We start from the raw sequence: 22,869 nt of genomic DNA on the forward strand, positions 1-22,869 counted from the left end.
ACGTGACGGCGGACGTGGAGAGGGCGGCAGCGAGCTCGTCGAGAACGTCATTGCCATCAACCGCGTTGCCAAAGTCGTCAAGGGCGGACGCCGGTTTTCTTTCAACGCGCTCGTCGCGGTGGGTGACGCACAGGGCAAGGTCGGATTTGCGACTGGCAAGGCAAACGAAGTTTCCGAGGCGGTTCGCAAGGCCGTTGACGGTGCGCGCCGCAACATGGCGCGCGTACCGATGACGGGCGGCACCATTCCGCATGAAGTCGTCGGCCAGCATGGGGCGGGCAAGGTTCTGATGAAGCCAGCCGCACCGGGTGCCGGTGTAATTGCCGGAGGTGCCGTGCGCGCAATCATGGAGTGCGCCGGAGTGACGGATATTCTCACCAAGAGCCTGGGCTCCACCAACCCCCACAACATGGTGCTGGCGGCGCTCGATGGTCTCAAGCAGCTCACTACAGTAGAAGAGATCGCGCGCGAGCGCGGTATTGAGGTCAGCTCGCTCGGCTACCGGTCGCGGGCGAAAGTAAGGGAGTCACAACTTGGCTAGAACTCATGTGTGGTGGAATACGAAAGGGCCTCGCACTACGCCCAAGTCGATTCTCACCACTGGCAAAGTGCGCATCCGGCAGGTGCGAAGCGGCATCGGTCACTCGTGGCGCATGCGACAGACCCTCGAAGCGATGGGTCTGAGACACCATCAGGCGGAAATCACGGTGCAGGATTCGGCATCACTCCGCGGACAGATCAAACGCGTCCGTCACTTGATAGAAGTGACGACGGTCGAGGAATAGAGCTGTGGCAAAAAAGAACGCAGTGATGGAATCCGATGCTCCTGAGAGCGTGGAACGGCTGGGCCTGCACAACCTCGTGCCAGCGCCCGGCTCGCATCGTAATCGAAAGCGGATTGGCCGCGGACCCGGATCGGGAACAGGAAAAACCTCTGGCAAGGGGCATAAGGGCAGTAAGGCCCGTGCTGGACATCATGGGCCCGGTGGTGGCAAGCCGCAGTTCGAAGGTGGACAGATGCCGCTCACCAGGCGACTGCCAAAGCGTGGGTTCACGAATATCTTTCGGATAGAGCATCAGGTCGTTCGTCTGAGCGATCTCGAGCAGCGCCTGCCTGCAGGAGTCGAGGCCACGCGGGAGTCGCTCGTTGAGGCCGGGCTCATCAATGCGCGAAAGGGCCCCGCGAAAGTGCTTGCCAATGGCGATCTGTCTCGTGCAGTCATTATCCGCGGTATCAAGATGAGCGCGGGCGCACGCGAGAAGATCGAGGCGGCCGGGGGCCGCGTCGAGGAGTAACATGGCACAAAACAACCCAGCGGCGGCGGTCCAGAACATTTACAACACGCCCGAACTGTGGCAGAAAATCACGTTTACGTTCCTGTGCCTTGTGCTTTATCGCACAGGTGCGCACATCACGGTTCCGGGTGTCGATGTAGTAGCGCTCACTGATTTCTTCAGAAATCAGGGCGGCGGCGGCATCCTCGGGCTGTACGACCTCTTCGTCGGCGGAGGTTTGTCGCGCGCAACAGTCTTTGCGCTGGGCATCATGCCGTACATATCGGCGAGCATTTTCATGCAGATTGCCGGCGCCGTCGTGCCGACAGTCGAGAAGATGCAGAAGGACGAGGAAGGCCGGAAGAAAATCACGCAATGGACGCGGTATTTTACCGTGTTGCTGGCGGTGGTGCAGGCGTACGGCTTTGCGCTTTTCACGTCGTCGCTTGAGAACGCAGTCATTAACCCCGGTTTCGGGTTTATCGTACAAATGGTGCTGTTCCTTACCGCTGGCGCGATCTTCGTCATGTGGCTCGGCGAACAGATCACCGAGCGTGGGCTTGGAAATGGCGCCAGCCTCATCATTTTCTTCTCGATTATCGAGCGGTTCTGGCCGGGCATCTTCAGTACTTTCCGTTTCGTTCAAACGGGTGCGCTGGCGCCCCTTGCGCTCCTCTTACTCGGCTTCGTGATGCTCGGGGTCGTCGCAGGTACGATCGCGATCACAATGGCCGCGCGGCGGGCTATGATTCAAATCCCGCAGCGTACGATGGCCCGCGGCAGGATGCGTGAGGCGGCAAAGAATTTCATTCCGCTTCGTGTCAATGCTTCCGGCGTTATGCCGATCATTTTCGCGCAATCGGTCATCATTGTGCCGGGGGCGATCGCCCAGTTCAGCGGCAACCCCGGCGCCCAGCAGGCAGCCGAGCTTTTCCAACCGGGCACCTGGCTGTACTACGTGCTATCGGCGACCCTCATTGTCTTCTTCACGTATTTCTACACGTCGATCATCTTCAACCCGATCGATCTGTCCGAGAATCTGAAGAAACAGGGCGGATTCATTCCGGGCGTCAAGCCGGGTTCGAAGACGGCTGAATACATTGACCATGTCGTCACCCGGATCACGCTTCCGGGGGCGATATTCCTGACGTTCATCGCGTTGCTGCCGGTATTCATTGCCGACGTCATCAACGTTCCGTTCCAGTTTGGCGGAACGTCCCTGCTCATCGTTGTGGGTGTTGCGCTCGACACCATGGCGCAGATCCAGCAGCACCTGCTGTTGCGGAAGTACGACGGCTTCATGAAGAAAGGCCGCGTGCGGTATCGCGGTCGGCAGGCGATGGGCGGCGGCTTCTAGCCCGCCCGCGCCCAGATGATAGCGGTACTGCTTGGCCCCCCTGGAGCGGGCAAGGGCACTCAGGGCGAGCGGCTGGCCGCCCACCTCGGAATTCCGAAGGTGGCAACCGGCGACGTGTTGCGAGCTGCCGTCAGGGACGGCACCGAGCAGGGCCTTTCGGCCAAGGCGTTCATGGACCGCGGCGATCTTGTCCCGGATTCCGTCATCCTCGGCATGATGAAGGAAGTGCTGACGTCGCCAGATGCCGCCCGGGGGGCCATCCTCGACGGTGTGGTGCGCACGGTGCCCCAGGCTGAGGGCCTCACGATAATGCTCGCCGAGCTCGGCCGGAAAGTGGACAAGTTCGTCCTTTTTGATGTCGCCGAGAATGAGCTGGTGATGCGGTTGGGGGGTCGTACGGTGTGTGAGAATTGCCAGACGCCGTACAGAGGGCTCGAGCCCGGTGCCGATTGTGAGAAATGCGGAGGCACGCTGGTGCGGCGCAAGGACGACGAGCCAGAGTCGATCCGCAATCGCTTGCGTGTTTACGAAGCTCAGACCGCTCCGGTGATCGAGTGGGCGAAGGAGAAGAAGATGTGCCTCGTGACGGTTGATGCTACTGGTCCCGTCGAAGCGATTACCGATCGCGCCCTGAAAGCGCTGCTCGAGGAATGATCCAGCTCAAGTCCCGGCGCGAGGTCGACATCATGGCGCGGGGCGGAAAGATTCTGGCGGACACTGTAAAGCTGATGGAGCGTTCGGTGAAGCCCGGGATGACGACAGCCGATCTCGATGTCATTGCCGAGGATTTCATTCGGGGGCATCCGGGGGCGGTGCCATCGTTCAAGGGGCTCTACGACTTTCCGGCGAGTATCTGCACATCGATCAACAACGAGATAGTGCATGGGATCCCATCTAAAAAGAGGGTGCTCATCGAGGGGGATGTCGTGTCGATCGACGTCGGAGTACAGTACGAAGGGTACCACACTGATTCCGCGACGACGGTGGCAGTTGGTGCCGTGGCCGAGGAGTCTCAGAGATTGCTCGACGTAACGCGTGAAGCCCTGGACGCCGGGGTCGATGCGGCGAGGGCAGGGAACCACCTTGGTGACATTGGCGCGGCAGTACAGCAGGTCGTCGAACGCGCGGGGTTCAGTGTGGTTCGCGATCTGGTAGGTCATGGAATCGGAACTGGTTTTCATGAAGAGCCGCAGGTGCCGAATTACGGGAAACCCAAACGCGGCATCCGGTTGGTGCCGGGTCTGACGATCGCTATCGAACCGATGGTGAATGTCGGGAAGCCGGGGATCAGAACAATGCCCGACCGGTGGACTATCGTGACGGCAGATGGGATGAGATCTGCCCACTTCGAGCACACCGTGGCGGTGACGGAGAACGGACCGAGGGTGTTGACGGAAGGGTAGAGGGGTCGATGACCGGGCGATGAGGTTACGGGGTGATTTGGAACGGCTGGGGGTTCCCTACGTCGGCCCTGCCGCTGCCAACGTCGGCCCAGTTGCCACCCAGGTACGCACGCGCCCGCGCGCAATACCTGCCTGGCGCCAGGCGGAATCCCCGGTAGTCGCGCAGGTTCCAGTCATGGAAAAACGTAATTGAATCGCCGGAGGCAACCGGAATCAACATGAGCACCAGAAACAGGCTTCTCCCCGCGTCCCGTCTCCAAACGACGCGACCGGCAGAGTCGGCTACGGAGTAATCGACACCCGCTTCGGGAGAGGCGCCGCCGAGACGCAGTATCAATTCGTGTGGTGTCGCGTTCCAAACGATGCCTGAAAAGCGGACGCTGAACTCGTTCCTGGTGACTACGGATTTGACTCGCATCGCCGATGAAAAGCCAGTGGGCAGACTGCTTGCAGCGGGGGTTTTGGCCGGCGATCCAGGAGTTGATGTACCCGCGTCACCTCCGCACCATGGGCGCAGCTGAGACCGGGCAACAGCGGACTCGCCTGACACGCACCCCGGTAATAACGCGGCAGCAATGATCGTTAGGGCTCTGACTGATCGGCCATACTTCCCGACTAGCGGGCAAGACACTTTCTTACCGAGTCACTGTGCTGTATCCGACTTCCTGAAACATTGCCCACAACGGGCTAAAATTATAACCTGGATAAATTTCATCGCGACCTCGCAAGAGCCCAAATAGTTTCAGTGAAATTGTGCCAAACAAAGGGTCCACCCGGTATTCAAAGACTTGGCGAGCCGCTATCGCCGCCTGTATCCTCGGCTTCAACGACGTCCTGGCAAAGATACCAGATGAACTTTTGCCAACGGGACTAAACACAGGCACGTTCGAGCGGGCGCACTCTACTTTGTGAGAGCGCGCTCCACTGCGCCCGAAGCCGCTGACGCGTAAAGTGACGTTGCATGGACCAGTTCCGAAGCTTCGCGCGCGAGCTGCTCTCCTCGGGATGTGTCCGTGAGCGACATGACATTCACCCGAACGTTGTACGCCGCCCCTCTGCAGGCTGCCTCGGCAAGCAGCGCCGCGACACCCGCATCGGTGATTGCGTTAGAGTTGCCCCTCGCCGCCACTGTTGCGGCGAGCTCCGCTACCTGTGCACATGCCCGCGCAGTTTCGAGCGGAATCTCAGCCGCGCCAATCAATGCAGTATCGATAGCTTCCTTCCGCATGGTCGCGCCATCACTTGTGTCTTTCGGGAGCTTGTAAGCGGCAGAGACCGCCGCATACGCGGTAGCGTCCTTCTTCACGAGGGCGGACAATGCCTTTGCCAGCGCCGCAGAACCTGAGGCGACGGCCGTCATCTCGTCTTCGACGTCCGAGTATCTTTTTTTTCCGATCGTCAGGGCGGCGACCATGCGGGTCAGTGCTGCCCCGAGTGCACCTGCATACGCAACGACGCTCCCACCCCCCGGCACCGGCTCTGCAGAAGCCACCGCGGCCAGAAACGCATCCGATGCCTCCTCGCCCTCAACTCCGGCGTTGGCACGTATTGCAAGGGAGACCTGGCGCTCCAGGACCTGGTCCTCCGAGAAATTCCGGAGTCTGAGAAAATTGCTTGAAGCTTCAAACAATACCTGCTCGGGTACGAGGCCGATAATCTCGCTCCACGTCACCTCTATGCCTTCAGCGCGTGCCTTCCGGGCGATGAAATCGTACGCAACGTGGAGCGGAGTTTCCTTAGTGTCGACGAGATTCATCGACACCTGCGCCTGCCCATCCACCTCCAGGCCGAGCCCCTTCACTGCCTTGAATCCACCGGACGACCCACGGACGGATTTCGCGATCGCCTTCGCGAGGCCGAGGTTTTCTGCACCGCCGAGGTAGACGTTGTAGGCAACGAGGAAAGGACGGGCACCGATGGCGGTGGCGCCGGCAGAGGGATGGATTCGATTGGGCCCGAAGTCGGGCTCGCGTTCAGCGTTGGCGCCGATTTCGTCGACCAGTCCCTCGAACTGGCCGCGACGAACATCGGCCAGATTCACGCGACTGGGACGCGTGGCGGCACGCTCGTAGAGGTAAACAGGGATTCCGAGCTCATTGCCCACCCGCTCTCCCAGCTGGCGTGCGAGTGCCACGCAATCGTCCATCGTTGCGTCTTCCAGCGGGACGAACGGAACGACGTCGGTAGCTCCGATGCGAGGATGCTCGCCGGTGTGCAGACGCAGATCGATTAGTGCCGACGCCACTCGCATCCCTGCGAAGGCCGCTTCAACCGCATGATGCGCAGGAACCACAAAGGTTATCACCGACCGATTGTGCGATGCGTCAGACGAGGAATCGAGAATAGTGACGCCCTCGACGGCGGCAATCGAGTTGCGAATAGCGAGCGTTATCTCCGGGCGCCGGCCCTCGGAAAAATTTGGAACGCACTCAATGAGTTTCATACACCTGAAGTCTGAGGCTCGGACGCGCTGCGATTCAGCGCTTCAATGAGCCGGTTGATGTGCTTTTTTCCTTGCAACGCATTCCTCACTCCCGTTAACTTCGCCCGATGACCGCGTCACGGATCTTCAGCGGAATTCAGCCCTCGGGCGAATTGCACATCGGCAATTACCTGGGCGCGGTAAAGAACTGGGTCGCACTGCAGCATGAATACGAGTCGTATTTCTGCATTGTCGACTACCATGCGATCACCGCGCCCTATGAGCCTCACGAGCTGCGACGCCGCACGCGCGACATGGCGGTGTCGCTGCTTGCAGCGGGCGTCGATCCGGACAGATGCACAATGTTCGTTCAGTCGGCCGTGCCGGAACATACCGAGCTTGGCTGGATTTTCAACACGATCACCCCCCTTGGCGAACTGGAGCGGCAGACCCAGTTCAAGGATAAGTCAAGCCGGCAGGACAGTATTGCGGCGGGGCTTCTCATGTATCCGGTTTTGCAGGCGGCAGATATTCTGCTGTACAAAGCGAACCTGGTTCCGGTGGGTGAAGACCAGGTTCAGCACCTCGAGCTATCGCGCGAAATTTCGCGCCGCTGGAACGCGAAGTTTGCTGTGGGTGGTACGCAAGGAAGTGATGCTGACTTTGCTGTCGCTGATCTGGGCGTTGCCGCGCCTGAGGCTAAGGTCGCTGCGCCTCAGGCTAACGTGGCCACCCCTCACGCTGGCATCGCCCCGCCTGATGCTGAGGGAGAACCTGGATTTTTTCCCGAGCCCCAACCGCTGCTGACTCCAACCCGGCGGATCATGGGGCTCGACGGGAAAGCGAAGATGTCGAAGTCGCTTGGCAACACCGTCGGTCTCCTCGAGAAGCCGGAAGAGATCTGGACCAAATTGCGTCCCGCGGTGACAGATCCAGCAAGAGTTCGCCGAACCGACCCCGGCACACCGGAGGTCTGCAACATATATCAGCTCCACCGTGCGTTCAGCGCGCCCTCGACGGTAGAGCACGTCGCCATCCAGTGCCGTACTGCCGGCTGGGGATGCATCGATTGCAAGAGAGTACTGCTGGCCTCGATGGAAATCGAGCTCGGGCCTATTCGCGCTAAAGCCGCAGAAATCATTGCCAACCCAACCCGGCTCGACGACGTGCTCGGCGATGGGGGCGCCAGTGCCCGGAAGGTCGCGCAGGTGACAATGCGCGAGACGCGGGCGCGAATGGGTCTTGGCTGATTCGACATCGGCCAGGGATGTGAGCCGATTGCCGGCGAACCATTCATCGGCTGTCCCGCAGGGACTGCCGGCTGAGGCCGATGTTGCCGCTGCACGGGCACTCCTGCTACGGCTTGCTCAACATCCTCGAAATGCGGGGAGCGCCGCCGAGAGCGATGCGCGAACGATCTGCACTGATGAGTTGCACGGTCTGGGTTTCGATGTACGAGAACAGGTTTTCGAGTTCTCGCAATTTCCGGGACGGTGGGCACCAACCATCGGCGCGGTCTACATGGCGATATTGGCATTTGCTGCCAGCCACGCGGCTGCCGGTCACTCCGCGCCGGTCCCCGGCCTGCTGATTCTTGTCGGGGGATTTGCGATCCTTGGCGTTGGTGGCTCCTGGGTTGCTCGACATGGCACGACTCGCATTCCGTGGCTCAGATCGCGATCGGTGAATCTGATTGCAACACGCGCTGACAAGTCATACGGGCAACCTTCCCGCTGGCTCGTGGCGCACCTCGACACAAAGTCGCAGACAGTTCCAATGCTCGCACGAATCGTGAGCGTGATCCTTTCGGTCGTGCTGTTCGCGGTGCTCACCGTACTTCTCTTCGCCAGCGCGCTTGCGCTTGACTCGCCACCGCCCGCCAATCCGGGAGGGGATGCGTCTCAGACGTCGCTATCGTCGATGAACCTGGCAATAAACGTTGTTGCCTGCCTTGCGGGATTATCGACGATACCGATGATGCTCTGCATTGTCGGCAACAGATCGAGAGGTGCTCTCGACAACGCCAGCGGGGTTGCCGCGGTACTCATGGCGGCGCGTCAACTCGATGGAAGCCGCGCCGTGGGCGTGCTCATCTCGAGCGCCGAAGAGCTTGGTCTTGCCGGCGCACGCGCTTTCGTGAATGAACGGCCCGGGGGACAGATCGCACTCAACTGCGACACGATCGATGATGACGGTCACTTTATATGCATGATGAAAGGGAAGTCAGGTGCGTCCGGACTTGCGGGCGCCATCAGGCGCGCAGCGGCCCGCTATGGAAATGAAATCCAGATTCGTGGAATGCTGCCGGGGGTGCTCGCTGACAATGTGGCCTTCAGCGACGCAGGATGGGATTCGCTCACCTTGAGCCGTGGAAACATCGCGACACTGGCACTCGTACATACAGAAGGCGATCGACCCGACGATATCGAAGGGACCGGGATCGCTCAGGCGGCCCGGCTGCTCGCGGCCACAATGGAGGAGCTTACGTAATGGCGATCGTAATTCTTGGTGTCGTTCTGCTCGGTTCGCTTGTTCTCATCGCACTCGGGCTTCCCGGCCTGTGGGTGATGATAGCCACTGCTGTCGGCTACAACTTCCTCGTCGGTGGATGGCCGATCGGCTGGTTCACGCTCATCGGCATCACCGTTCTGGGTATCGTAGCTGAGGTGATCGAGTTCGGAATGGCGGGCAAGTACGCGCGCAAGTACGGTGGTTCGCGGCGGGCAAGCTGGGGTGCAATCATCGGTGGTATTGTGGGCGCGCTGATGGGCTTCCCATTGCCGATCGTCGGACCTTTGATAGGTGCGTTTGCCGGCAGTTTCGTTGGTGCGCTGGCAGGAGAAATGAGTCTGGGGAAAAGCCACGGGGATTCCACCCGCGTGGCTACGGGTGCGCTGATCGGCCGGGCCGTCGCAACCGCGATGAAAATCGGTGTGGGATGCGCCATTGCATCGTGGATTTTGTTCGCGGCAATGCGATAAGCGCAGCGTTCCGCAGCGGAGCCTTTGCCGGCACGATACAGATCTCGGCCCCGGCGTATGGTGTTCCTTCGCCATGCGCCTCGTCCCGCATTGGCCAAAATCGCCCCTCACGTGCAGACCGGCATGGCTTATGCCCGACTGACGTGTACTCGGCACTCTTCCCCTCGTACGAAGCGAGTGCTGCCCCCCACAACGAGGAGCTTCATTATGCACCATCCAATTCAGGTTCACAGGGCATTGTCAGGGCGGAATGCCTTGCGCCTCGCCTCCGCCTCCTGCGCTTTTGCCTTGCTGGGCTGCGCGTCCACGCCCTCAGGTTCCATGGGCTCCAGCAACGGCTCTGGTACCGTTGACGGATCGTCGTCTGCTCAGTCAGGCAGCAATAACGGCAATGGCGGCGCTACGGCGATGCTCGCCGCGTGGCCCGCGAAGCAACGCGAATCGGGCATGATGCTCGTCGCGAAGTATGGAGCCCCGAACGTCGCCGGCGATCAGGTCATGATCTGGTACAACAAGGGTCCTTACAAGAAGATCGAGTTGGCCCGCACGGAGGTGATGCACAATTTTCCCATGCCGCACCCGGACTACCTGACGTCCACTGTCATGCACACCGTCCCAATCGATAAAGTAGACGACTTGGCCCAGTACGACGGGAGCGTCTGGTTTCACCGTACCAGGGGCGAGCTCTCGGCTCAGTGCGACAAGGAAGAGGCGAACAATCTCGCGCTCAACCTGGCGCACGACATTGCCACCGGCCGGAGAACGGTTGCAGATGCCCGCGCATTCTACGCGAAGACGGCTATGGCCCTGATGGCCGGCGACAAATCGAGTCCATACCTGTCCGGAATCATGTTTCCGCAGGAGCCCAACGCGGCCGACGCCGACATGGCGATGAAGATGTAGCATTGAAGGGCTCGCAGGGTGGCACTGATTGACAGCGCCACCCTCTCCCGTAGATTGAGCCAACGCCCCGCGCATCGCGCCGGGGCGTTTCGTTTTCCAACCAGTCATGCGTTCGCGCTCGCGCGAGACACCCGCTCGAATTCATGCACGTGCGGATGGAGCTACATGTTCGATTCGAAGACGCGCACCGTAGTTATCGTCGGCGCGCAATGGGGTGACGAGGGCAAAGGCAAGCTCGTTGACGTATTGTCGGAGCGCGCCGATTGGGTAGTCCGTTATCAGGGGGGCGCAAATGCGGGGCACACGGTTCAGATCGGTGAGAAATCATTCGTCCTTCATCAGATCCCCAGCGGTATTCTGCACCCGGGGGTGCGGTGCGCGATTGGAAACGGTGTCGTCCTCGATCCCGAAACGCTGTTCACGGAAATCGATGAGCTGATCGCAGATGGCGTCGATGTGCACGGACGGCTGTATGTGAGCGATCGCGCACACCTCGTGCTGCCATTTCACAAACTGGTCGATTCCTTATCATCGGCGAGCCGGGAGATTGGCACTACAGGCCGCGGAATCGGACCTGCATATGAGGACAAGATTGCGCGACGGGGCGTCCGGGTACTCGACCTTCGTCATCGCGACCGTTTGCGGACGCTCGTTGAGAAAGGAGTTACTCACGCCAACGCGATGCTTGCATCATACGGGGTGCACGAGCGTGCTGACGTAGACTCTACGCTGGCACTGCTCGCGCGGCTGGCAGTTCGGCTTTTGCCGATAACCGACGACGTCGGCTTGGTGATTCATCGTGCCATTACCACTGGCGCAAACGTGCTGCTCGAAGGTGCTCAGGGTTCGTTACTCGACGTCGATCATGGCACATATCCTTTCGTCACCTCGAGCAGCACGACATCCGGCGGCGCAGCCATCGGCACCGGAATTTCCCCGATGGCGATCCATGCGGCACTGGGAATCGTGAAAGCGTACACGACGCGCGTTGGAAATGGACCACTGCCAACCGAGCTCGAAGAACCACTTTCCACACAGATGCGCACCCTCGGCAACGAGTTCGGCGCGACGACTGGGCGTGCACGGCGTTGCGGATGGTTTGACGGGGTCGTCGTAAAGTATGCGGCTCGTATCAACGGCCTCACCGGGCTTGCCGTCACGAAACTCGACGTTCTCGACAGCTTCGACCGGGTAGCGGTCTGCACCGGCTACAAGATCGGAGACGACCTTTACACTGACTTCCCCGGCGACCTGACTGCGCTCGAGGGGGCGGTGCCTCAATATGAGTGGCTGGACGGATGGCGAACATCCACTGCCGATGCCCGAACGCTCGCGGCATTACCTGCCCCGGCGCGAAAGTATCTCGACCGCATCGAATCGCTTGTGGAGACGGCTATCGCATACGTTAGCGTTGGCACGAGACGCGATCAGATCATCAGTGCCTGACGCGGGAAGCAGCAGTTGGCCACACTATATTTAGCAGCCTATGCCCAACCAGCCCGACGTGATGGACAAACTCGTGTCGCTCGCAAAGCGGCGCGGTTTCATCTTTCAGTCCTCCGAAATCTACGGCGGGACCGGATCTGTCTGGGATTACGGGCCGCTTGGAGTTGAGCTCAAGCGGAATCTCCAGGAGCGCTGGTGGAACAACATGGTCCGCACGAGAGAAAACGTCGAAGGTCTGGACTCGGCGATTCTGATGCATCCGAGAGTCTGGGAAGCCAGCGGACACGTAGGTGGGTTTGTCGATCCGCTGGTGGATTGTCGCAACTGCAGGAAACGCTTCCGCGCCGACGATCAGAAAATCAAAGGCACGCCGGGCACGCCGGATGCCCAGTGTCCTGCCTGTGGTATGAAAGGCACGCTTGGTGAAGCCCGTCAGTTCAATCTGATGTTCAAGACTTTTATGGGGCCTGCCGAAGATACGGCGGCGGTCGTTTACCTGCGGCCGGAAACCGCTCAGGGAACCTACGTCAACTTTTTGAACGTTCAGCAGTCCACCCGCCAGCGCATACCGTTCGGCATAGCGCAGATCGGGAAGGCGTTTCGCAATGAAATCACCCCCGGCAATTTCATCTTTCGAACACGGGAATTCGAGCAGATGGAGATGCAGTTCTTTGTCGAGCCGGGGACCGACATGCAATGGTTCGAATACTGGAAAGAACAGCGAATGACATGGCATCGCGCACTCGGACTGGCGGGGGACAGGCTTCAGTTCCACGAGCATGGGCCCGACGAGCTGGCGCACTATGCGCGTGCGGCGTTCGATGTTCAGTTCGATTTTGGCGGATCTCTAGGGTTCCAGGAGATCGAAGGCATCCACAATCGTGGCGACTTCGATCTCACACAGCATCAGACTTTCTCCGGCAAGAAACTCGAGTATTTCGAGCAGGGCGCGAACAAGCGATTTCTTCCGTTTGTCGTCGAGACTGCGGTAGGCCCCAACCGTACGCTGCTGGCGCTTCTCGTCAACGGGTACTGTGAAGAGGGTGTTGCCGGCGAAACCGAGGGGCGGACAGTTCTCAAGCTTCAGCCGTCACTGGCTCCGATCAAGGCTGGCGTATTCCCGCTCGTAAAGAAAGACGGCATGCCGGAGATTGCGCGAAAGATTGCCGACGATCTGCGGCCGGTATTCGCCGTCTTTTACGACGACAGCGGCGCGATCGGTCGACGCTACCGTCGTCAGGATGAGATTGGTACACCTTTCTGCATCACCGTGGATGGTGAGTCTGCCGCAGGAAACTCTGTTACGGTTCGGGAGCGCGACACGTTGCAGCAGGAGCGTGTTTCGGTCGACAGTCTTCGCGAGTATCTCTACAAGCGGATTGCAGAGTGAGTGGCCTGACTCTCCAGCTTCTGCGCGATGAGGGTCAGGCATTCACGGAGGAGATTTCGCGCGAGAGTTACCTGGCCCACTCAGGCCAGAAGCCCAGTGCCGAATTCCAGCCCATCTACAATCGCTATAGTCGCGTTCTGAACGGTAACGCGCTCGAGTTCACGGTCGACCTTTTCAAAAGCGCCGAGGAAGGCACGGAAGAGCACCGCTCTGCGAGGCTGCTTCTAGAGTGGCAGCTGGAATCGCAGGCATCCCGGTCGCTCGCGGCGCTCGATGAGCGTGAGATCGCATGGGAAAGCTCGGCGTTTATCGAAACGAGCGAGGGTCGGCGCGTTCAATATCAGGCGGCGACGATTGCAATCGCCAATGAGAAAGACCGAAATCAGCGCTTGCTGCTTGACGAAGCCCGCGCGAAGCTCGTTGATGCCGAGCATGCTCCGATGCGCCTCGAACGATTACAGCGTGAGAAGGAATATATTGAGTCCCTTGGAATTGCCGGGGGTTACAACGATACCTTCGAGGCGGTCACTGGGATTTCGCTCAAGGGGCTGGCCGGCGAATGTGCCGCTTTCCTGCGCGACACTCAGCCGATGTGGGACGATACGCTGCCCGACCATCTGCGACATTCACTGGGAATCACTCCGGCTCAGGCTACCCGCGCGGATGCGCTGGCACTCCTGCGCGCGTCGGAGTACGACGCAGCGTTCCCTGGCAAGACCCTTCAGGATTCCGTCTCCCGACAGCTGCGGGAGATGGGTCTGGATGCCGACGCCGGCGGGCGAATCATCTACGACATGGGCGACCGACCGCGGAAGCGCTCGCGCGCTTTTTGCGCTCCCACCCGCGTTCCCCAGGAAGTCTATCTCGTCCTCCGGCCTCATGGCGGGCAGAGCGACTACACGACACTGCTCCATGAGACTGGACATGCGCTTCATTTCGCAAATGCCCGTGAAGACTATCCATTCGAGTACCGCTGGCTGGGAGATAACTCGGTCACGGAGTCGTATGCGATGCTGTTTGACCACCGGATGCAGGATCGCGGATGGCTATTGAGATATACTGATCTCAATCGCAACAACATCGACGCTTTTCTGCGCCTCGCCGGTTTCGAAGAGTTGCACTATCTCAGGCGGTACTGCGGGAAGCTGATCTATGAAGTCGAAGCGTACGGAGACAATACGGAATGGAGAACAGTTCCTGACCTCTATGTTGAAACTCTGAGTCGCGCAACGACTTTTCAGTACCGGACGGCGGACGCGTTCATCGATTTTGATCCGCGTTATTACTCGACTCGTTACCTGCGCGCATGGCAGCTGCAGTCGCTGCTGAATGAATCACTCGTCTCGCGGTTCGACATCGACTGGTTCCGGAACCCGGCTGCGGGCCCGTGGATGACCCAGGAGCTGTGGGGCGAGGGCCAGCGCGAGACGGCTGAGGAAATAGCGGCGCGAGTGGCCGTTGGAGGTGGAACGATTTCCTTTGCGCCGCTAATCAGAAACATCGAGACGCTGCTTGCAACCTGACTGGCGTGCAGCAGAAGAAGAGACAGTCGCCCTGCTCCAGTCATTGATTCGCTTCGACACTACGAATCCGCCGGGTAACGAACTTCCACTTGCAACCTTCATAGCATCGTTGCTCGAGACAGAAGGTATCGAGACCCGGTTGCTCGTGCCGGTTCCCAACCGGGCAACGGTAGTGGCGCGCCTGCGTGGCAACGGGCGACAACGACCGGTCATGCTGTTGTCGCACATGGATGTGGTGGGTGTGGAGAGGGACAAATGGGATTTCGACCCATTCGAGGGTGTCGTTCAGGATGGATACCTCTATGGACGCGGGGCAATCGACGACAAGGGGATGCTCGCTGCAAACCTGATGACAGTTCTGCTGCTTCGCCGGCGCATCGAACATGAGGGCCTAAAGCTCGAGCGGGACGTTGTGTTCGTTACCACCGCAGACGAGGAGACCGGGGGGCAGGACGGAATGACATGGCTGGTGGCCCACCATCCGGAGCTGCTGGACGCTGAATTCGCCATCAATGAGGGGGGCAGGACGCGCATTATCGAGGGCGGCACGAGATATCTGGCGGTGCAGACGTCGGAAAAAATCTCGCACAAGGTCTTATTGACAGCGCGCGGGCCAGCCGGACATGCCGCCATTCCGCTGGCCGGTAATGCTGTTTTTGCACTCGCGCGAGCGCTGGAGAAACTGAGTCGTCATCAGGAACCGGTGACGCTGACGGCGACGACGCGAAGATTCTTCGAAGGGTTGGCAGAATTCTGGCCTGAGCGCGCTGTGCGCGACGCCATGCGCGGGCTGGTGTCCGCCGACCGGGGGGCGAGTGACAACGCGGCCAAGACACTGGCCCAGACTCCAGTCTTCAACGCAGTGATGCGCAATGGCATTTCTCCAACCATGCTGTCAGGCGGTGTGGCTGGCAACGTAATTCCCGCGGAAACTGGCGCCACATTGAATGTGCGCACTATTCCCGGGGAGCTCATCGAGGATGTTATCCGGCGGATGGAGGCATGTGTCGACGATCCCGCCGTGACAATTACGATCGAGTCGCGAGGCGATGATCAAGCGGCTTCGGATGCTGACTCCACAATGTTTCGCGCCATTGTGAAGGCCGCTCACACGCTCGATCCGGAAATGCCGGTTGTGCCCTATCTCAGTACCGGAGGAACCGACAGTGCGCACCTGCGGCGTATCGGCATCAATGCCTACGGCCTGCTGCCATTCCCGATGGTGCAATCTGACGAAGAGCGAATGCACGGTCACAACGAACGCGTGCCGTTGCAATCGCTGCACTTCGGCACGCGTCTGATTTACGAATCCATTCTGGAGATTGCGGCGGGCGCCGGTCAGAAGCCGGCTCCCGATGCGATGACTGCGCCGCTTTAGCGCACCGCCGGAGCGGCCTGCCGCGATATACCCTGCAGCTCGTCGGCGATCCGACCGCCGTCGTACATCTTGCGAAGCGACTCGATCATGCCCGCGGAGTGCACGCTGACGGTGCGGCCAGTGGTTGCGTCGAACAGGAAACGGTTCGGCACTCCCTCGATATTCGAGTCGAAGGCCAGTCCCACCACTTCCGCGTTGCGGTTGATCACCGGACTGCCTGAATTGCCGCCGATAATGTCATTCGTCGATACAAAGTTGAAACCGGTCGCCATGTCGAGGCGGTCACGCCGGGCAATCCAGCGGGGCGGCAGATGAAAAGGGTCCTTGTTGTCGAACTCGGACGACCGGGCATAAAGCCCGAAGAAGGTCGTCTTGTGCGGTGCTACCGTCCCATTGTACGCATAGCCCTTCACGAGGCCGTCGCTGATACGGAGTGTGAATGTGGCATCCGGCGGAAGTGACGTACCGTAGGCAGCAAACAATGCCTGCCCGATCTTTTCCGCGTTTGTCGCAATAATGGCGTTGATGCTGTCTGCCCGTGCGACGACAGTACGGTTCAGCGGGTCGATAGCGCGCGCGAGTACAATCAGCGGATCGGTCGACGACAGGACTGCGGTGGCGCCGCCCTGGACGAGCGCGCGTCGAGCCGCGGTATTCACGAGCTGCGTTCCGCTCACGAGCGCCTCGGCCGCAGCCTCAGGCGTCCTGCCCGCGAGCGCTGCTACGAGGAACGGATCCCCGGCGGCAAGCTCCGACTGCGCCGCCCGTAATTGCGCCGCAAGTGCGAGCCGCTCGTATGCAATGTCGATTGGCCTGTCACGAGTGATGCCTTCCCTGATCGTTTCGAGACCCGGTCCGCGGTACGCCGCGAGACGGTCGGCACTCGGTTTCGCACTCTCGCTCGCTACACGGACGATTTGTGCGGCAACCGTCAAAAGCTGAGATCCACCCGCGAATCCGGTGTATCGGAGCTGCCGATTGAATGATGCCAGCCCGCGCTGGGCAGAAGCGATGGCATCCCAGGTCCCGGCGTATTGCGTGCGCAATGCGGGGTTGGCGTTGATGCGTGCGCGAAACTCATTCTCGAATGCAAGCTTCCTCGCTGACCGGGCACTGTCCACCAGACCAGTGCGATAACCGGTGACGGCTTTCTGCGAGTTTGCGACTCCGAAAACATCGTTCTGATATCTGCGGCGAGCCGAGGTGTCGCTTGCGCCGAGCTGTTCATAAATCGCCAGCTGTCGCTGATAGCCTGACAGCGTGGCGGGATACTGGACATCTCGCAGAAACTCCATTTGCGCAACCGTGTTCAGTCGCCCCGTGGAGCCTGGATTACCCACAACGAAGACTGCCTCGTTCTCAATCGGACCCCGGGCGCTCCATTTGAGGAAGTCAGCCGGCTTGAAGGGCACATCGTTCTGGTAGACCCGCAGCAATGTGAGGTCGAGGTCGAAGCGCGGGAAAGTGAAGTTGTCAGGATCTCCACCGAAAAAGGCAATCTGTCCCTCAGGCGCCATCACCAGGCGCACGTCGTTATACCGCTTGTAGCGATACAGCGAGTAAATGCCCCCCTGGTACAACGAAACGACCTGACAGGTATTCGACGTGGCCGCGGCACATTCCTTCTGGATCGCAGCGATTGATTCACTCCGTTGCGCAGCCCGTTCCCCGGCACCCGAAGCGGTGATTGCCCCCCGCACCCGATCGGTCACCGCTTCGATGGAAATCAACTGGTCCACATAGAGGCCAGCGCATTTTTTTTCGTCTCTCAGACTGGCCGCGGCGAATCCGGTCTGGATGTAGTTGCTGTCACGGGACGACGATTCCTCGATACATGCCCGGGCACAGTGATGATTGGTCATCACCAGGCCATTCGCCGAAACAAATGAGGCCGAGCAATTTGGCAGCCGTACGGACGCAAGCCTGACGTGGTCGAGCCACTTCTTGTCAGGGCTGAAATTGTAAGTCGTTTTCCAGTAGTCGAGGGGCGGGGCTTCAAACGTCCACATCGTCCCGAACTCCGGCTTGTAACCGGGAGCGGCCAATACCCCCGTCGCCTGCGCGCTACCGCCGGTGGATTGGCTCGATGCCGCCGGTACCGGCGCTGTCTGGACGGGCGCGCATGCGCCGAGCGCGACCGCCAAAGCCACGAACTTCATCCTGCTCTGGATTACACGTGTATGTATTTGCATGATTCGATGAAAGGATGCACCTGTTGATTCCCATCCGGACCAGCGGAATTTAGCGGTTGTCCGACTATCCAGCGCCCGGTAGATTCAGGCGTCAGCCAGCAAAACGCATAACCCATACCTCCTGGCGGGCAGCCGCGTTCCCGACAATCACAAAATGGACACACAGAAAAACTCGCAGCGTGCCCGCACGTTGCAGGAGAAATCGACTCCACTGGCGGCTGCGGATGTTCTTGCCGAAGCCCGGGTTTTTTTCTCGAGGCGCAGCGGTATCTATGCCGCCTTTCCGGAGCAGGAAAGTGCAGTCCATATCACTTTGCGGGGCCAGGGCGGCGAAGAGATTGTGATCGGGACTGCATCAGCGCCTGGCGGGGGCACCCGTGTGACGGCGTCGACATATCTGTTCGATCAGCAGGTGGCACGGTTTCTCGACAATCTTCCCTCCAGCCCGTCCATTTCGCAGGAAGTTGAATTCGATGCGGTATTGCCGCGCCCCCTCCCGGCTGAGGCAACGTGACGATTCCGTTTGTTGACGGGCTTCGCTCGGGTGGCGACGTCATTCACTTGGAAGCAAATGGCGACGCTGCACTTCACATGCGGGTGCAGAGCGAAGATCTCTGGACCACCGTGCGTGTCGTTGCGGCTTCGTGGCAGCTGGTGGGCTCCGTCAAGACCGCCGCGCTCAGAGCGCTGTATCCCGACGGCGTGCAAGGGGGCGACTTTGTCGTCAAGCTCCACGGTTTTGAGATCCTCCATGAAGACGCTTCGCTAGCGTTTGTCGGAGTGAAGGATGGGTCGACACTGCTGGTATCGCGTCGCCGGCGGAGGCCGGTCCGATAGCGGATTCTTCGGAGGCGACTGTGGCCTTCATCTCGCATTCGGATTGCGGCCGGCATGATACAGGGTGGGCGCATCCCGAGCATGTCGGCCGTTTGCGCGCCATCACCAGGGCCTTGCGGAATGAGCCTGCGCTCTTCGCCACCATCGAACAGGTCGAGGGCCGTCATGCGACCATGGAGGAGCTTTCGTTAGCTCACGATGCAGGCTACATCGACTCTGTCAGGGAGCTGGCTGAAAGAGGAGGAGGTCGTCTCGATAATGACACCGTCGCAAGCGAGGGCTCCTGGCAGGCCGCCACCGCTGGCGCCGGATCGGTTCTCGACGCGGTCGACCGCGCGATGACCGGCGCGACCAGGAGGAGCTTTTGCGCGGTGCGACCCCCTGGCCACCATGCGCTGAGAGACCGGGCAATGGGATTCTGTATCTTCGGGAACGTTGGGATTGCTGCCAGTTATGCGAGAAAGGTTCACGGAGCAACCAGGATCCTGATTGTGGACTGGGATGTACATCATGGCAACGGAACGCAGGCGATGGTGGAGACCGAGCCCGATATCCATTTTGTGTCGATGCATCAATGGCCCTGGTATCCAGGCACTGGCGCCGCGGCAGATCGGGGCCCGCACGGGAGTGTCTGGAACCTCCCGATGCCTTCAGGATTGGCGCCCGGTGCGTACGTCGAGGCGCTCGAGCGCGGTATCGATGCTGCAACAGTGGGCTTCGTGCCAGACCTTGTTCTCATCTCCGCCGGTTTCGATTGTCTCGCATCCGACCCCTTGGGGGGCTTCACTCTCGCGAACGATCACATTGTCGAACTGACGCGAAGTCTCGTCGCCCGTGCCAACGCCTGGTGTGGCGGGCGTATTGTCAGCGCACTCGAAGGCGGATACGCGCCCGACCAGGTCGCAGAGGCATGTGTTGCTCACCTGGCTGCCCTGACGTGATACCGTTGCCGGAGGCGCTGATGCCATCGTCTGCCATCGTCGCGGCCGTGACGATAACTTGCACCGCTCGATGCCCGAGGTAACGACGAGTGCAACGGCGCAAGGCGCCTGGAGTTGTTTTCACGACGCCGCCGGAATTGCCACCCAGCGGCTGAGTTCCGAAGAGTTGTCGCGCGCGCTGGCGTCAGAGAAAGGGGTGCTCTGGGTAGACGTGGATTTGCGCGTTGCGGAGGAAGTGGCACTTCTCAGCGACGTGTTTCATTTCCATCCGCTTGCTATCGAGGACAGCCTAAACCCCGATTCCCGGGTCAAGATCGAAGAATACGGTGGTTACCTGATTCTTGTCGTCCGGACGATCGCGTTCCGGGACGACACAGAAGATCCGTACGACATCGAGACCGTCAACCTCACTTGCTTCCTGGGCCCCAACTACCTGGTGACCGTCCATGGGGGGCAGTCAAAGCCTACGCAGCGCACAGCCGAAATTCTGAAAAGGAAGCCGGAACTGGTCGCGGCCGGCCCGGCGCGCCTCATGCATGCCGTAGTCGACGAAGCAGTGAATGCTTATTTCCCTATTCTGGATCAGCTGGACGTGTTCATGGACGGTCTGGAGGAAAAAGTTTTTGCCGCCTTCGACCAGAGCGCCCTGCGTGAAATCTTCAATGTCAAGCGGCTGGTCCTCTCCCTCCGGCGACACCTCGCTCCGCAACGCGATGTGTTCTCCGTGCTGACGAACCGTCCGAGCGTCCTCCTGACGGTCGATACCCAGATATACTACAGGGACATCTTCGATCACGTACTGCGGATCAATGACGCCCTCGAGACCTACCGTGAGTTGCTTAGCAATGTGCTCGATAGTTATTTGACACAGGTGTCCAATCGCCTTGGGGCAGTCACTAAGGGATTGAGCACCGTCGCGACGATAAGCGTGCCATTCGTCGTCGTCAGTGGGATGTGGGGTATGAATTTCGAGAAGATCCCATGGGCTGGCAGCCCCTACGGCTTCTGGATAATGCTCTTCGCACAACTCGCTTTTGGCGGTATCCTCCTCGCTATACTGAAATGGCGCAAACTTCTGTAAACGGACTCAGGCTCTTCGGAGTGGCAGCATACGAAACCGGCGCGCAGGAGCCCTTCGCGGAGGGCACATCCCTCGTTCCATTTCGCGCCCTCGCCGCCGTCGTAGCGCCAAGCAAATACGCGCGCGTCGTGATCGATGCGGCCGAGATCGACGAGTACGCGCGGATTGTCGAAGAGGTTCAATCCAACACGGCTGTGCTTCCGGCGCCGCCTGGCACGGTGTTCAGATCGCGGGACAGCCTTGCCCGGTGGCTCGAGCTGCATTACTTCGCGCTCACCGGGGCGATGGGCTCGATTGACGGTCATTCGCAGGCGCGGCTGACCATCGTCAAGAGCGCCGGTGTCGATCCCGAGAATGCAACTCCCGGAGAGTCAAAGGAAACCGCCAAGCAGCTTCAGGCGACGGCCTCCCAGAGCATGCGCGTGTTGCGGGGTCAGTCGGCGGCGACGATAAATCTGCCGGTTCCGGATGACGAGACGACTGTGGTAGCCCAGGCTTCATTTCTTGTCGAAACGGAGCGATGGGATGTATTCAGAGAGCTCGTGACGAAAGAAGACGAACGGCACACGAGCCTCGACTTCCGGCTCACCGGTCCGTGGCCAGCCTATGATTTCGTTAAGATGCAGTTTGGCGGGTAACGATGTTCTGTCCTGATTGTGGATCATGGAACCGTGGAGCCGCTGCGCGTTGCCTTCGGTGCAGCGAGATTCTGCCGGTTGTCACCAACCGGAATGCGCAGCCACCCGATCCCGCCATCACGGCGTTGCGACACGTGACCGGCGGGCGCTACAGTGTCATGCACCGCGTTGGGGAAGGCGGGATGGCGAACGTATACTACGCCCTCCACATCGCCCTCGATTGCCCGGTGGTGATCAAGGTGATGCATCCGCACCTTGCACGCGATGCCGACATGCGGGAACGGTTTCGGCGCGAAGCTGAATCGGCAGCGCAACTGGTACATCCCCACATCTGCTCGATCACCGACTTTGGTTCGGTTGGAGATCAGGTCTTTCTGGTGATGCCCTATCTGGCTCGCGGGACCCTTGCCGACCGCATCAACAACAGGCGCTCGTTTCCAGCCGAGCGCACTGCAGCGATTGCGGCCCAGGTAGCGTGCGCTCTCGATTATGCGCATCGGCATGGCCTCGTTCACCGGGACATCAAGCCGGACAACATTCTCTTCGACGAGGACGAGAACGCTCTGGTTACTGATTTCGGAATCGCTACCGGACATTTTCGCGCCCGCATGACGGGCACCGGAAACGTCATGGGCACTCCGCACTACATGTCGCCGGAACAGGCCCGCGGGAAGCTTCTCGACGGACGGAGTGACCTGTACGCGCTCGGCGTTGTTATGTACGAGACGCTCCTCGGATTCCCCCCGTTCGATGGCGCCGACGGATACTCGATAAGCTACAAGCACGTCACGGAGACGGCGGCTGCGCCCGATGTGGTCGACTCGCGGATTCCGACCGAGCTTTCGGCGATCGTCACTAAGTGTCTCTCCAAGCGGGCCGGGGATCGTTATCAGCGGGGAAACGACATGGCTGACGCTCTCATATCGTTTCTGGCAAAGTCCGACTCTGCCGATGACCTGCGCGGAGCGTGGACCTCGAGGACAGTCTCTCCAGCGAAGCCGCTTGCGTCCTCGCTGGGCTCTCTTTGAACATCTCACACGAGATAATCCCGCTTCAGACGCGTTATCCCTTCGTTATTGCGCGCGGCGGATACGCATCACAT

23 protein-coding genes are annotated in these 22,869 nt (G+C 60.1%); 20 read left to right on the plus strand and 3 right to left on the minus strand.

Annotation, left to right across the window (positions count from 1 at the left end; genetic code table 11):
• The first annotated feature begins 49 nt into the window (after positions 1-49).
• The 6 genes from rpsE to map are packed head-to-tail and all read left to right on the plus strand — an operon-like array spanning position 50 to position 4,035.
• Positions 50-541: a 30S ribosomal protein S5 gene (gene rpsE, locus WKF55_15720; protein MEJ7761029.1), complete on the plus strand. Its 492-nt coding sequence runs from the start codon at positions 50-52 to the stop codon at positions 539-541.
• Positions 534-785, plus strand: coding sequence for a 50S ribosomal protein L30 (gene rpmD / locus WKF55_15725; protein ID MEJ7761030.1), 252 nt, complete (start codon positions 534-536; stop codon positions 783-785). The genes rpsE and rpmD overlap by 8 nt, the downstream gene beginning before the upstream one ends.
• A gap of 58 nt (positions 786-843) precedes the next feature.
• The gene (rplO, locus tag WKF55_15730) at positions 844-1,296 is read left to right on the plus strand and encodes a 50S ribosomal protein L15 (GenBank protein ID MEJ7761031.1); all 453 of its coding nucleotides are present in this window, start codon (positions 844-846) and stop codon (positions 1,294-1,296) included.
• Position 1,297: 1 nt separating this feature from the next.
• Positions 1,298-2,632 (plus strand): preprotein translocase subunit SecY, encoded by a 1,335-nt coding sequence (secY, locus tag WKF55_15735; GenBank protein ID MEJ7761032.1) that lies wholly within the window; start codon positions 1,298-1,300, stop codon positions 2,630-2,632.
• A 15-nt stretch (positions 2,633-2,647) separates the two neighbouring features.
• The gene (locus WKF55_15740) at positions 2,648-3,286 is read left to right on the plus strand and encodes an adenylate kinase (protein MEJ7761033.1); all 639 of its coding nucleotides are present in this window, start codon (positions 2,648-2,650) and stop codon (positions 3,284-3,286) included.
• A complete protein-coding gene (gene map, locus WKF55_15745; GenBank protein MEJ7761034.1) occupies positions 3,283-4,035 on the plus strand; it encodes a type I methionyl aminopeptidase in 753 nt (250 codons plus the stop codon). The genes WKF55_15740 and map overlap by 4 nt, the downstream gene beginning before the upstream one ends.
• Before the next feature lie 25 nt (positions 4,036-4,060).
• Here map and WKF55_15750 read toward each other — a convergent pair whose 3' ends face one another.
• Both WKF55_15750 and ftcD read right to left on the minus strand, forming a co-directional pair.
• The gene (locus tag WKF55_15750; protein ID MEJ7761035.1) at positions 4,061-4,453 is read right to left on the minus strand and encodes a BsuPI-related putative proteinase inhibitor; all 393 of its coding nucleotides are present in this window, start codon (positions 4,451-4,453) and stop codon (positions 4,061-4,063) included.
• A gap of 483 nt (positions 4,454-4,936) precedes the next feature.
• Positions 4,937-6,478, minus strand: coding sequence for a glutamate formimidoyltransferase (gene ftcD, locus WKF55_15755; protein ID MEJ7761036.1), 1,542 nt, complete (start codon positions 6,476-6,478; stop codon positions 4,937-4,939).
• Between the two features lie 107 nt (positions 6,479-6,585).
• On the opposite strand from ftcD, the gene trpS reads away from it, so the two are divergent.
• The 8 genes from trpS to WKF55_15795 all read left to right on the plus strand — a co-directional run bounded on the left by trpS (position 6,586) and on the right by WKF55_15795 (position 16,078).
• Positions 6,586-7,707, plus strand: a complete 1,122-nt coding sequence (gene trpS / locus WKF55_15760; protein ID MEJ7761037.1) for a tryptophan--tRNA ligase — start codon at positions 6,586-6,588, stop codon at positions 7,705-7,707.
• Positions 7,700-8,947 carry a M28 family peptidase gene (locus tag WKF55_15765; GenBank protein ID MEJ7761038.1) on the plus strand — a complete coding sequence of 416 codons (1,248 nt, stop codon included), beginning with the start codon at positions 7,700-7,702 and terminating at the stop codon, positions 8,945-8,947. The genes trpS and WKF55_15765 overlap by 8 nt, the downstream gene beginning before the upstream one ends.
• A complete protein-coding gene (locus WKF55_15770) occupies positions 8,947-9,438 on the plus strand; it encodes a DUF456 domain-containing protein (protein MEJ7761039.1) in 492 nt (163 codons plus the stop codon). Before WKF55_15765 ends, WKF55_15770 begins: the two co-directional genes overlap by 1 nt.
• A gap of 321 nt (positions 9,439-9,759) precedes the next feature.
• Positions 9,760-10,341, plus strand: coding sequence for a hypothetical protein (locus tag WKF55_15775; GenBank protein MEJ7761040.1), 582 nt, complete (start codon positions 9,760-9,762; stop codon positions 10,339-10,341).
• A 165-nt stretch (positions 10,342-10,506) separates the two neighbouring features.
• Positions 10,507-11,787 (plus strand): adenylosuccinate synthase, encoded by a 1,281-nt coding sequence (locus tag WKF55_15780; GenBank protein ID MEJ7761041.1) that lies wholly within the window; start codon positions 10,507-10,509, stop codon positions 11,785-11,787.
• A 40-nt stretch (positions 11,788-11,827) separates the two neighbouring features.
• Positions 11,828-13,177, plus strand: coding sequence for a glycine--tRNA ligase (locus WKF55_15785; GenBank protein ID MEJ7761042.1), 1,350 nt, complete (start codon positions 11,828-11,830; stop codon positions 13,175-13,177).
• Positions 13,174-14,700: a hypothetical protein gene (locus WKF55_15790; GenBank protein MEJ7761043.1), complete on the plus strand. Its 1,527-nt coding sequence runs from the start codon at positions 13,174-13,176 to the stop codon at positions 14,698-14,700. The genes WKF55_15785 and WKF55_15790 overlap by 4 nt, the downstream gene beginning before the upstream one ends.
• Entirely contained in the window at positions 14,690-16,078 is a 1,389-nt protein-coding gene (locus tag WKF55_15795) for a M20/M25/M40 family metallo-hydrolase (protein MEJ7761044.1), read from the plus strand. The genes WKF55_15790 and WKF55_15795 overlap by 11 nt, the downstream gene beginning before the upstream one ends.
• Here WKF55_15795 and WKF55_15800 read toward each other — a convergent pair.
• On the minus strand, positions 16,075-18,270 hold the full coding sequence (locus WKF55_15800) for a S46 family peptidase (protein MEJ7761045.1): 2,196 nt from the start codon (positions 18,268-18,270) through the stop codon (positions 16,075-16,077). The genes WKF55_15795 and WKF55_15800 overlap by 4 nt on opposite strands.
• Positions 18,271-18,424: 154 nt before the next feature.
• Here WKF55_15800 and WKF55_15805 point away from each other — a divergent pair, with 154 nt between their 5' ends.
• The 6 genes from WKF55_15805 to WKF55_15830 all read left to right on the plus strand — a co-directional run bounded on the left by WKF55_15805 (position 18,425) and on the right by WKF55_15830 (position 22,795).
• On the plus strand, positions 18,425-18,784 hold the full coding sequence (locus tag WKF55_15805) for a hypothetical protein (GenBank protein MEJ7761046.1): 360 nt from the start codon (positions 18,425-18,427) through the stop codon (positions 18,782-18,784).
• The gene (locus WKF55_15810; GenBank protein ID MEJ7761047.1) at positions 18,781-19,107 is read left to right on the plus strand and encodes a hypothetical protein; all 327 of its coding nucleotides are present in this window, start codon (positions 18,781-18,783) and stop codon (positions 19,105-19,107) included. Before WKF55_15805 ends, WKF55_15810 begins: the two co-directional genes overlap by 4 nt.
• A 20-nt stretch (positions 19,108-19,127) precedes the next feature.
• Positions 19,128-20,048, plus strand: a complete 921-nt coding sequence (locus WKF55_15815) for a histone deacetylase (protein ID MEJ7761048.1) — start codon at positions 19,128-19,130, stop codon at positions 20,046-20,048.
• Positions 20,049-20,118: 70 nt separating this feature from the next.
• Positions 20,119-21,129 (plus strand): magnesium transporter CorA family protein, encoded by a 1,011-nt coding sequence (locus WKF55_15820; GenBank protein MEJ7761049.1) that lies wholly within the window; start codon positions 20,119-20,121, stop codon positions 21,127-21,129.
• Positions 21,111-21,767, plus strand: a complete 657-nt coding sequence (locus tag WKF55_15825) for a GvpL/GvpF family gas vesicle protein (protein MEJ7761050.1) — start codon at positions 21,111-21,113, stop codon at positions 21,765-21,767. The genes WKF55_15820 and WKF55_15825 overlap by 19 nt, the downstream gene beginning before the upstream one ends.
• 2 nt (positions 21,768-21,769) lie before the next feature.
• Positions 21,770-22,795, plus strand: coding sequence for a serine/threonine-protein kinase (locus WKF55_15830; GenBank protein MEJ7761051.1), 1,026 nt, complete (start codon positions 21,770-21,772; stop codon positions 22,793-22,795).
• Positions 22,796-22,869: the final 74 nt, after the last annotated feature.

Source organism: Gemmatimonadaceae bacterium, assembly GCA_037721215.1.
Classification (GTDB): domain Bacteria; phylum Gemmatimonadota; class Gemmatimonadetes; order Gemmatimonadales; family Gemmatimonadaceae; genus UBA4720.

Excerpts from the sequence above, each read along its gene's own strand:
- WKF55_15750 (MEJ7761035.1), bottom strand. The coding sequence starts at position 4,453 with ATGCGAGTCAAATCCGTAGTCACCAGGAACGAGTTCAGCGTCCGCTTT.
- secY (MEJ7761032.1), top strand. The coding sequence starts at position 1,298 with ATGGCACAAAACAACCCAGCGGCGGCGGTCCAGAACATTTACAACACG.
- WKF55_15780 (MEJ7761041.1), top strand. The coding sequence starts at position 10,507 with ATGTTCGATTCGAAGACGCGCACCGTAGTTATCGTCGGCGCGCAATGG.
- WKF55_15785 (MEJ7761042.1), top strand. The coding sequence starts at position 11,828 with ATGCCCAACCAGCCCGACGTGATGGACAAACTCGTGTCGCTCGCAAAG.
- WKF55_15830 (MEJ7761051.1), top strand. The coding sequence starts at position 21,770 with ATGTTCTGTCCTGATTGTGGATCATGGAACCGTGGAGCCGCTGCGCGT.
- WKF55_15740 (MEJ7761033.1), top strand. The coding sequence starts at position 2,648 with ATGATAGCGGTACTGCTTGGCCCCCCTGGAGCGGGCAAGGGCACTCAG.
- WKF55_15770 (MEJ7761039.1), top strand. The coding sequence starts at position 8,947 with ATGGCGATCGTAATTCTTGGTGTCGTTCTGCTCGGTTCGCTTGTTCTC.
- ftcD (MEJ7761036.1), bottom strand. The coding sequence starts at position 6,478 with ATGAAACTCATTGAGTGCGTTCCAAATTTTTCCGAGGGCCGGCGCCCG.
- trpS (MEJ7761037.1), top strand. The coding sequence starts at position 6,586 with ATGACCGCGTCACGGATCTTCAGCGGAATTCAGCCCTCGGGCGAATTG.
- WKF55_15775 (MEJ7761040.1), top strand. The coding sequence starts at position 9,760 with ATGGGCTCCAGCAACGGCTCTGGTACCGTTGACGGATCGTCGTCTGCT.
- WKF55_15825 (MEJ7761050.1), top strand. The coding sequence starts at position 21,111 with ATGGCGCAAACTTCTGTAAACGGACTCAGGCTCTTCGGAGTGGCAGCA.
- map (MEJ7761034.1), top strand. The coding sequence starts at position 3,283 with ATGATCCAGCTCAAGTCCCGGCGCGAGGTCGACATCATGGCGCGGGGC.
- WKF55_15805 (MEJ7761046.1), top strand. The coding sequence starts at position 18,425 with ATGGACACACAGAAAAACTCGCAGCGTGCCCGCACGTTGCAGGAGAAA.
- WKF55_15800 (MEJ7761045.1), bottom strand. The coding sequence starts at position 18,270 with ATGCAAATACATACACGTGTAATCCAGAGCAGGATGAAGTTCGTGGCT.
- WKF55_15820 (MEJ7761049.1), top strand. The coding sequence starts at position 20,119 with ATGCCCGAGGTAACGACGAGTGCAACGGCGCAAGGCGCCTGGAGTTGT.